This is a genomic window from Halonatronum saccharophilum DSM 13868, from assembly GCF_000517025.1.
Classification (GTDB): domain Bacteria; phylum Bacillota; class Halanaerobiia; order Halobacteroidales; family Halobacteroidaceae; genus Halonatronum; species Halonatronum saccharophilum.
In genome coordinates this window covers 444416-455161 of sequence record NZ_KI912095.1, presented here as the reverse complement: position 1 = coordinate 455161, position 10746 = coordinate 444416, and the positions used below count along the sequence as shown (strand labels likewise).

General features: G+C 36.2%; 4 protein-coding genes. All 4 read left to right on the top strand.

The genetic code is table 11. The features are described from left to right. The first annotated feature begins 361 nt into the window (after window positions 1-361). Window positions 362-5929 carry an Ig-like domain-containing protein gene (locus HALSAC_RS16525; RefSeq protein ID WP_051412162.1) on the top strand — a complete coding sequence of 1856 codons (5568 nt, stop codon included), beginning with the start codon at window positions 362-364 and terminating at the stop codon, window positions 5927-5929. Between the two features lie 162 nt (window positions 5930-6091). Continuing rightward, window positions 6092-8404 (top strand): alpha-amylase domain-containing protein, encoded by a 2313-nt coding sequence (locus tag HALSAC_RS0109425; protein WP_051412161.1) that lies wholly within the window; start codon window positions 6092-6094, stop codon window positions 8402-8404. 109 nt (window positions 8405-8513) lie between these two features. Continuing rightward, window positions 8514-9191 carry a hypothetical protein gene (locus HALSAC_RS0109420; RefSeq protein ID WP_027340058.1) on the top strand — a complete coding sequence of 226 codons (678 nt, stop codon included), beginning with the start codon at window positions 8514-8516 and terminating at the stop codon, window positions 9189-9191. A gap of 16 nt (window positions 9192-9207) precedes the next feature. Beyond that, window positions 9208-10641: an InlB B-repeat-containing protein gene (locus tag HALSAC_RS16520; protein WP_084804418.1), complete on the top strand. Its 1434-nt coding sequence runs from the start codon at window positions 9208-9210 to the stop codon at window positions 10639-10641. Window positions 10642-10746: the final 105 nt, after the last annotated feature.

Below are 10746 nucleotides of genomic sequence, written 5' to 3'. Positions count from 1 at the left end.
TTAATCAATAAGTATATAATATATATAAGAATAGGATACTCAGCACAATATATATTGTGCTGAGTATCCTATTCTATTTTATGTTAATAATTTGTTTTTTTACAAGTGGTAGCAACTAATAGATAGATATCGATATCTATCTATTAGTTCAATGGAAAGTCTTGAACTTTTTAATTCAGTCTACGAACTTTTAAAACCAACAGGTTTCCCTAATAAAAACTAATTTCTGAAAACATATAATTAAATCAAAGGTTTAGTCAGAGTTAGGTGCTGTGATTAAAAAAGCTAGTGATATTATTTTTTCTATAAGCTAAGAAAGAATAAAATTATATTAATAAGATTATATGAGGAGGGGTAATTAATGAATAAGAAGTTAATTTTTTCAGTTTTAATTATATTAAGCCTAGTCTTTACAGGTTGTAGTAGTGATGATAATAACCTTGCTGACTTGGCAGATACAGAGTTGAGTGATTTATTTATCAAGGTTAATTATGGTACAGATGTTGGTATACAGGCAATTTCAGAGGTTGAGGTAAATAATATAGAACTTAAGTTGTTTAAAGAAGATGGTGGATGGGATAAGGTCAACTCTGACACCATTGAGATTACTGATAATAGTATTGATTCAGCAGGTGGGTTCTCTAATCTTAGTGCAGGGAATTATAAAGTTGAAGTTGATGCAATAGAGCTTATAGGTGATGATAAATTTCTAGTATTTTCAGGAGAGGAAAAAATAACTACCACTGGTCAAGATAAGACTATTAATATTGATTTAGAGCCAGAAAATGGTGATTTGAAGATGAATCTTAATCTGGCAGAATGGGAAGATGCTAGTGAGTTAGAGATTACTTTAAGCCATCCCCTTCCTACTATAGATGATACTATTCTTATAATCGAGAATTTAGAAGAAGATATCATAATAAAAGAATTGAACCCTAGAAAGTATGATATTTCTATAGTTATAAGGGATAGTGAAGGTAGGGATTTAGCTACATCTAGTATTAATGATGTTGCAGTCTTACCAGGCAGACAGGGAGAGAAAGCAAATCAAAGAGAGTTTATATTAATAGATATTGATAGTGTAGCAAGTCAGATAGGAATTAATGGTGATAAAAAGATGGAGCTACCAGGTATAGGAGAGGATAATAACGAAGCAGCCTATACAGTTCAAGTAATAGATCAGTTTGGAGATGCTATAGAAGGAAAGAGTGTAACCTGGTCAGTTGAAGGTGATCCTAGTGGAGTTAGTATAGAAGATGGTATATTAACTGTCAGCCATACTGCTAGTGCTGGAAGTGTTACAATCAGAGGAGAGGCAGATGGAGTAATAGGCAGCTATGAGGTGGAGATAGTTTACGCTGAGGAAGTATTAAATAATATAAAAATAATATCTGGCTCTGAGAGTATAACAATCCCTAATCCAGAAGATTATCCAGAGGTAAGAGATTATGAAGGTCAGATAATGGATCAATATGGAAGGATTATGGAAGGCGAGAGTATAATCTGGTCATTAAAAGAAGGTGTGGCTGGAGTAAGCATAGAAGGTAATCAACTAACGGTAACAGATGGTGTCGAAGCAGATAATGTAACAATAGTAGCAACTGCAAATAGCAATGAAGATATATCGGTAGAGATGGTAGTTACATTGAACCCGCCAGAATTTGTAGCAGAGGTAACCTCTATAGAGATAGAAGGGCCAACGGATATAGAGATACCAGTAGATACTAATAAAACTATAGAATATACCGCTACAATAAAAGATCAAAATGGTAGTAAAATGGAGGGCGAAGAGGTAATATGGAGCTTAAAGGGTGTTCCAGCAGATGTAACTATAGATGAAGCAACAGGGGTAGTGACAGTTCCAAATGGCCTTTTAGAAACAAACTTTACAATAAAGACAACATCTAAGAGCGAGGAAGATATAAGTAGAACCAAAGAGGTCAATCTTATATATGGAGAGTCAGAGTTAACTGAGATAATAATTAGTGGTGAAGAAGAGCTAGTATTACCTGTAGAAAGTTCTGTAACTGAAGTGTATGAAGCAGAACTAAGAGATCAATATGGAAACTTAATGGAAGTAGATGTAAGCTGGTCAATAGAAGGTGAAGCTATTGAAGGAGTAAGTATAGCTGGTGAAGGTGTATTAACTATAACTTCAACTGCTAATATAGGAGATATTACTATTAAGGCAGAAACAGAAACAAAGAGTGAGATTAAAGTTGTAAATATTGATTATGCCGATTCAATTCCAACGGAAATAGGGATAATGTCTGGTGCAGATACAATCACCATTCCTCCTGAAACAGAGGAAGTTAAAGAACCATATAGTGCCGAACTAAAAGACCAGTATGGAAATGAGATGAATGGTATGAACTGGTCAATAGAAGATGAAGCTAGTGGGATAAGCATAGATAATAAAGGAAAATTAAAAGTAGAGAGTATTGCTGAAGCTGGAAGCATAACGATAGTAGCTACTGCAGATGGTGATGCAGAACTTAAAGCTAGCAAGTCAGTGCAGTTATTAGAGGGTGATGGAGATTTAGCAATAGACTTTGATTGGGAGTTACCACCAGAAGCACCAAAGGATTTAAGTTTTGCAAGAGAAGCAGAACAGATAACTTTAACTTGGGCAGATGGTGTTGAGGATTATCCAGAGGGATATATAGTAGGTCATGCAATTTATAGAAGCATTAATGAGGAGCCAGAAGAGAGAATTGATCAAATAGAAAGTACAGAGACTGAATATGTCGATTCAGATATAGAAATTTCTAGTCACTACGAATACCGAGTAGCAGCCTATAATCAAGCGGGTTATCGCAGTGCTAAAAGTGAAGTGATTAGATCAGTTGGAGGCGTAGAATGGGCCAACTTACAATGGCCTGGGGAAATGAGTATTGAAGAGTGTGCAAGCATAGATGTCTTTGCTCGAGTATTTGAGCCAGGTGTGACTGGTGATGGTGAGCCTGACAACATTAGAGTTTGGATTGGTGTAAATGATGCGGATATAGATCCATCACAATGGGATGAAGGTGTATGGAAAGAAGCAGATTATAGTGCTGATGTTGGAGCCTTTGGAGATAACGCCGAATATCTACTCAGTATAGGTTCTAATTTACCTATAGGTGAGTATTATTATGCAAGCCGTATACAGTTAGCTGATGGTCCATTTGTCTATGGTGGATTTGAGGATGGTTTCTGGGATGGGGATAACAATGTTTCTGGAGTATTGAACATCACCCCAATACTAGTAACAGAAGTAAATATAGTAGAAGATGATCAGAGTATAGAAGTTGGAGAAGAATTCCAATTGAATGCAATAATAGAGCCTGGTAATGCAACAGATCAGGGTGTAAGCTGGAGTTCAGATGATGAAGAGATAGCAACGGTAAGTGATGAGGGAGTAGTAACTGCTCAAGGTGAAGGAAGTGCAACAATTAAAGTAACTACCGATGATGGAGGATATACAGATACGATAGAGATTACAGTAGATCCTATCTCAGTTAAGGAAGTAAGTATAGTGGAAGAAGATCAAAGTATAGAGGAAAAAGAGACAATCCAACTTAATATAGAAATAGACCCAGCAGATGCAGCCAATAAAGTTGTAAACTGGAGTTCATCTAATGAGGAAATAGCCACAGTAAGTGGGGATGGACTAGTAACTGGTGTGAAAGCAGGAGTTGCAATAATTACAGTAACTACAGATGATGGTGGGCATACAGATACAATAGAGATTACAGTAGAAGAGGTAGCAGTAACAGGGGTAGAGATAGATCAAGGTCCCCAGAGTATAAGAGAGGGAGAAGAACTTCCACTTAGTGCAACAATAGCACCTTGGAATGCCACAGATCAAGGTGTAAGCTGGAGTTCATCAGATCAGGGTGTAGCAACAGTAAGTGATGAGGGAGTAGTAAGTGGATTATCAGTAGGAGAAGCAATAATTGAAGTAACTACCGATGATGGAGAGCATACAGATAGTATTGTGATTATAGTAGATCCAATAGAGGTAACAAGTGTAAGTATAAACCTAGGAAGTCAAAGCATAAATGAAGGGGAAGAGGTTCAGCTTAGTGCAACAGTAGAGCCAGATAATGCAACAGATCAAGATGTAAGCTGGAGTTCAGACAATGAAGGTGTAGCAACTGTAAGTGATGAGGGAGTAGTAACTGGAGTATCAGTAGGAGAAGCAACAATTACAGTAACTACTGATGATGGTGGATTAACTGATAGTATAGAGGTCAATGTCGCTGAGGATGTGGTAAGGGTAACTGGGGTAAGTATAGAGGAAGATGATCAGAGCATAAAAGAGGGAGAAGAGGTGCAACTTACTACAACAGTGGAGCCTGAAGATGCAACAAATGACGGCGTAAGCTGGAGCTCAGATGATGAAAATATAGCAACTGTAGATAGTAATGGTCTTGTAAGTGGGGTATCAGTAGGAGAAGCAACAATTACAGTAACTACCGATGATGGTAATTATCACGCTTCTATAGTGATTACAGTAGATCCAATAGAAGTAACAGGAGTGAGTATAGATCAAGAAGATCAAAGTATAGAAGATGGCACAACAACCCATCTTACTGTAACAATAGAGCCTGATAATGCAACAGATAAGAGTGTAAGCTGGAGCTCATCTGATGAAGGTATAGCTATAGTAGATCAAGATGGATTAGTAACTGCTCAAGGTGAAGGAACTGCAATAATTACAGTAACTACCGATGATGGTGGGCATACAGATACAATAGAGATTACAGTAACTCCTATAGCAGTAACAGGGGTAGAGATAGCTCAAGAACCTCAGAGTATAAGAGAGGGAGAAGAAATTTCACTTAGTGCAACAATAGAGCCTGCAGATGCTGCTAATCAGGACCTAAGCTGGAGTTCAGAGAATGAAGATATAGCAACGGTAAGTGATGAGGGAGTAGTAACTGGATTATCAGTAGGAAATGCAACAATTAAAGTAACTACAGATGATGGAGGGCATACAGATAGTATTATGATTACAGTAGATCCAGTAGAGGTAACAGAAGTAAGTATAGATCAGGAAGATCAAACTATAAAGGCGGGACGGGAAGTTCAGCTTAGTGCAACAGTAGAGCCTGAAAATGCTACAAATAAAGAGGTGATCTGGAGTTCAGTTGATCCTCAAATAGCGACAGTAAGTGAGAATGGACTGGTAACAGGTGTAGCAGTAGGAAACACAGAAATTACAGTAACTAATGCTGATGGAGGATTTACAGATAGTATAGTAGTTACTGTAGAACCGTTAACAGTAGATTGGGCCAACCTACAGTGGCCTGGAGAGGCAACAATTGCTGAGGGTAACAGTGTAGAAGTTTTTGCTCAAGTATATGAAGGTGGATTAACAGAAAGTGGAAATCCAGGAGATAGTATAAAAGCCTGGATTGGTGTTAATGCTGAAAATACAGACCCTGCAACTTGGGATGAAAATGCTTGGACAGAAGCTGATTATAATTCTGATCAAGGTAATAATGCTGAATATATGGCAGGGATTGGAGCAGACTTAGCTCCAGGGACTTATTACTATGTAAGTCGAGTACAGCTAGATAATGGTTCTTATGTCTATGGTGGAACTGGTGGTTTATGGGAAGAAGATTCAGCTGTTCTTAATGTTTATCCTGGTATTACAGTTAATATACCTGATGGTTATGGTGAAGCAGAAACTGTGCATTATTGGGAAGGCCAGCCTGGAAACCAGGGATCTGACTGGAATAATAGACCTGAATTAGTTGAGACTGAGGATAGTTGGAAAGGATATACCATAGAGGGTGTTAATTCATTAAAATTTAAGTTTGTATCAGATGATGAAAGTAGGGAAACACCAGATTTTGATGCAACTAATCCTGGAGTTTGGTATGTTCATCATAATGGTCAGAGTTGGCAAGTGACGCAAACAAAACCTTCGTTATGATAAACTATTAAAAAAGGTATCATAACTTAGATGACCAAAATCAAATTTGGTAATTAAACAATGAAAGGGGTCTGGGGTCGGTCTAAGTCAAAAGTAAGAGATTCCAGATTCCTTTAAAACCTAGACAAGTGAAAGCATAAAAAATAAGAGAGGTGAGGTTTTGTGCAGAAGATAATCAATTCTAAAAGATTAAAACTCTTTCTACTTGCAGCATTAACTTTAATTTTATTATTAGGCTGTAGCAGTAACTCAGTTGAAGAACTTTCAACCGAAGAAACGGGCCAACTTAAGGTTAATCTCAACCTAGATACATTAAGAGATCGGGGGATTATAGCCCAAAATATACTTGATGGGATTGAAGTAGACAAGATTGAAGTTGAGATTAGTAATGGAGGTTATAGTGATAGTGAAGTAATAACTGACCTTGATGAAGAAATTGAATTAGCTTTTAATACAATTCCAGCAGGGAGCTATACTGTTTCAGCGAAAGGAATTGAAAGTAATGATGAAAATGAATATGTGATTTATAAAGCTAATAAAGAAATAAGTATAGAAGCCAATGCAACAACAGAAGCAGAGCTTGGTTTAAAGATTAATACGGCTACTCTAACAGTAGTTTTTCCTGATATAGAAGAGTATCGCGACTCAGAACAAACAACAAGATTAATTTTAGATAAGTTTTTAAAGGATAGCATAGAAGAAACTTTTGCGGAAGATGATGGTGAAGAGTGGAGAGTTGAAATTCCTGAACTGCAAGCTGAAAGATGGGATCTTAAGATTAAAGTCGAAGATAATATCATAGCAAGTCAGGAAGAGTATGAATTCTTACCAGGTAGGGAATACCATCTCTTTGCTGAGGTTGAGGGAGATAATCTTATTTTAGAAGATGCTATAGATTTAGATTTATCTTATCCGGATATTTCAGAGGTAGAGGTCAATCAAACTTTGATGCAGACCTTCTATTGGGAGATGAATGAAAATGTTGTAACAGAAGAAAGTACTGAAATAAATTATGCAGATGACTATCCTGAAGAGGCAAACCTTTGGAACCTTCTTGCAGATAGAGCAGGTGAGCTTTCTGATGTAGGTATCACTTCTTTGTGGTTACCTCCAGCTAGCAAGGCTTTTGCTAATAATATCGGAGATGGTCGAGAGGTACCAGCTGATGTGGGTTATGGTGTCTATGACCTTTGGGACTTAGGTGAATTTGATCAAAAGGATACAGTAAGAACCAAGTATGGTACTAAAGATGAGCTGGAAGGTGCTCTATCAGCTATTCATGATGCTGGGATGGAAGCTTACTTTGATATAGTCTTTAATCATAGGATGGGTGCAGATTATATAGAAAATGTTAATACTCAAGGACATGGAGAGATAGAAGCTTGGACAGGATTTGATTTTGAGGGGAGAAATACGTATTATACACAAGATAAATGGGATAATCTATGGCATGACTTTAAGTGGAATCAAAATGAATATGGAGTCTTTACTGCTGTAGATTGGGATGCTAGAGGAGAAGCAGAAGGAGTATTTTTGTTTGAGCATAAACAATGGGGTAATGTTACCCATCAAGATGATTATTTGATGGGGGCCAACGTCGATTATTATAGTGGTGATTGGAAGAATGAAAAGGTAATTGATGAGATGAAGGCTTGGGGAGAATGGATAATCAATGATATAGGTTTTGATGGATTTAGAATGGATGCTACTGCCCATATCGATAATCGCTTTATCAGTGAATGGGTAAAGCATGTTCAAGATAATACTGATAAGGATGTATTCTTCGTTGCCGAAGCTTGGATTCCTGATGTTGCAGGCTACCTTCAAGATGTTGATGAGGCTGGATCTGGTCAACTTGATTACTTTAGAGCTTTTGATTTTGGTCTAAGAGATACCTTTGGTCAGTTAAGAGATGGTGATCTTGATTTAAGAAATTTAAATAATGCTGGATTAAGTGGAGTTGGATATGGTCATAGATCCGTTACTTTCTTAGATAATCATGATACTAATCGTGATGAGCCAAATGATTATAATCAAACTCCAATCAATAACCGTGCCAATCAAGCCTATACTTATATCTTAACTAGAAAACATTCAATTCCAACTATTTTTTGGAAGGACTACTATCAGTATGGAATGAAAGACACTTTAGATAAGTTAATCAGTGCTCGTAGGAACTTTGCTTATGGTGAAGCATATGAGTATGGTGGCAATACTGAAGGCGTTTATGTTTATACTAGGGCAGGGCTAGATGAAGTAGAAGGAACTGGACTAGTAATGCTTATCTCCGATTATGAAGATGGAAGTCAAGCAATTATGGATGGTGTATATTCTGGAAGGCCTAATACTATCTATATTGATTATACTGGCAATGTGGATGGAATAGTTGAAACTGATAATAATGGTTATGGTGATTTTAAAGTAAATCCAGATAGCTGGTCAGTTTGGGTTCCAGTTCATTGGAATGAATGGTAAGTAACACTTTGTGCTATTGGTAGTTTCTAAAGTAATTACTTTTAGAAACTACCAAAAAACAATAGACTGTTAATGTACTAAAAATAGAAAATAATTCAGGAGGAATAATATGTTGAAAAATAAAAGTTATTTATTAATTGTTTCATTATTATTTACTTTATTAATAAGCTCTAGTGTTGGTGAGGCAAGTTATTCAATAGATGATGTTAGTTTTTATGGAGGACTTAACTACAATACTTATAGTATTTCTGATGACTTAGCAGATTTAGAGGCAGAGAGTGATGATTTAAGTTCTGGGGGAGGTTTCTATTTAGGAAGTAGATATTTGCTAACTAAAGATTCAGCACCTCAATTCTTTTATGATAACTTAGATTGGGCTTTAGATAATTTGGCTTTAGGGTTAGAGATTGAGAGGATGAGTCTTGAGGCAGGAAATACAGATGCATCTAATACTGGTTTTCTAGCTACATCTAGTTATAGACTTTCTAATAGTATAGATCAATTACCAGATCAACTATTTTTAAATTTTGGATTAGGTCTGTATAGAGGTAGATTAGATTCTAATAATAATATTGAAATTGAAACTAGTAATACAAGACTTGGATTTAAGACAGGGATAGAAGGTAGAATTAATTTAGCTGACCTTGGTTATTTAATCGATGTTGAAAAGCAGTGGAATGAAGATATTGGTTTCGGCTTAAAGATGGGATATCGTTTTGCTAGACCAATAGCAGATGTTGATTTCAGTGGGCTTGAATTTGCTATTCAAAGTGAGTATTCTTTTTAATATTAAATAGGAGGGGATGAACTTGAATAAATTTAAAAGTTTTATAACGGTACTTATTGTTTTAACAATAGCAATTGGATTGATAGGGTGTTCTGATGGCACTAGTATAGAAGATGTTAGAGAAGAAGCACTTGCTTTAAGGGTTTTAGTTGGAGAAGATGGTGGAGGAAGAATTAATATTGATGGTCAAGATGAAGGAATATCTTTTGAAAGTGAATATAGTCTTGGAAGAGAAGTTGAGTTAGAGGCTGTAGCAGATGAAGACTATCAATTTGAAGGCTGGAAATCCAATGTTGACGGAGATATTGTTGAAGGTATGGAAGAAAAGATAACTATAACTATGGATGAGGAGAAGACCTTTATTGCGGTATTTGTAGTTGAAGATGCAGATGATAGTAGATACACAGTAATATTTAAGGATTATGATGATAATGTATTAAAGGCAGAAGAAGTAGAGTATGGAAGTAATGCAACAGCACCAGCAGAGCCAACAAGAGAAGGGTATGAGTTCACAGGTTGGGATGTAGACTTTACAAATGTAACAGAAGATTTAACAGTAAGAGCTCAGTATGAAATAAATATTTACACAGTAAGATTTGAAGATTATGATGGAACAGAATTAAAGACAGAAGAAGTAGATCACGGAAGTAATGCAACAGCACCGGAATCTCCAGAAAGAGAAGGATATGAGTTCACAGGATGGGATGTAGACTTCACAAATGTTACTGATGATATAATAGTAACAGCTTTATATGTTGATGAAGATGCAACAACATATAAAGTAACTTTTAAAGATTATAATGGAGATGAAATAGCAGAACGTATAGTAGAAAAAGGAAGTGATGCATCAGCACCAGAATCTCCAGAAAGAGAAGGATATGAGTTCACAGGTTGGGATGTAGAGTTCACAAATGTAACAGAAGATTTAACAGTAAGAGCTCAGTATGAAATAAATATTTACACAGTAAGATTTGAAGATTATGATGGAACAGATTTAAAGACAGAAGAGGTCGAGTATGGAAGTAATGGAACAGCACCAGAATCTCCAGAAAGAGAAGGGTATAAGTTCACAGGTTGGGATGTTGACTTTACAGATGTGACTGAGGATATAATAGTTACTGCTCAGTATGAGGCAGCTCCAGAAGAAGGCGATTTAACTGTAGGAATTACGATCCCTTTTGTTGAAGAAGTTACTGAATTATCTGTAAGTGTTGATGAGAATAGTAATTATGTAACAGTAACTTGGGAGCATAGCAGCGATGATATAGTAGGATATTATGTCTATCGTAGTTCCGATTATGATGTAGATAATGCTGAGAGAGTTTCAGGGTTTATAAATGAGGAAAACTTTACAGATCAATCAGGAGAAGCAGGAGACTATTACTGGATAATTGCTTATAATCAAGATGGTTATTCTAGTGGATTAGTTGGTGGTGTAGAAGCTAAATAAATTGAGAGAATATTAAAATATTTAAAAGCAGTGATGAGTAAAAGGTAAATAATAATCATAAAGTTAAGTAATGTTATTTCAAGTCTAAACAGTTACTTATCACTA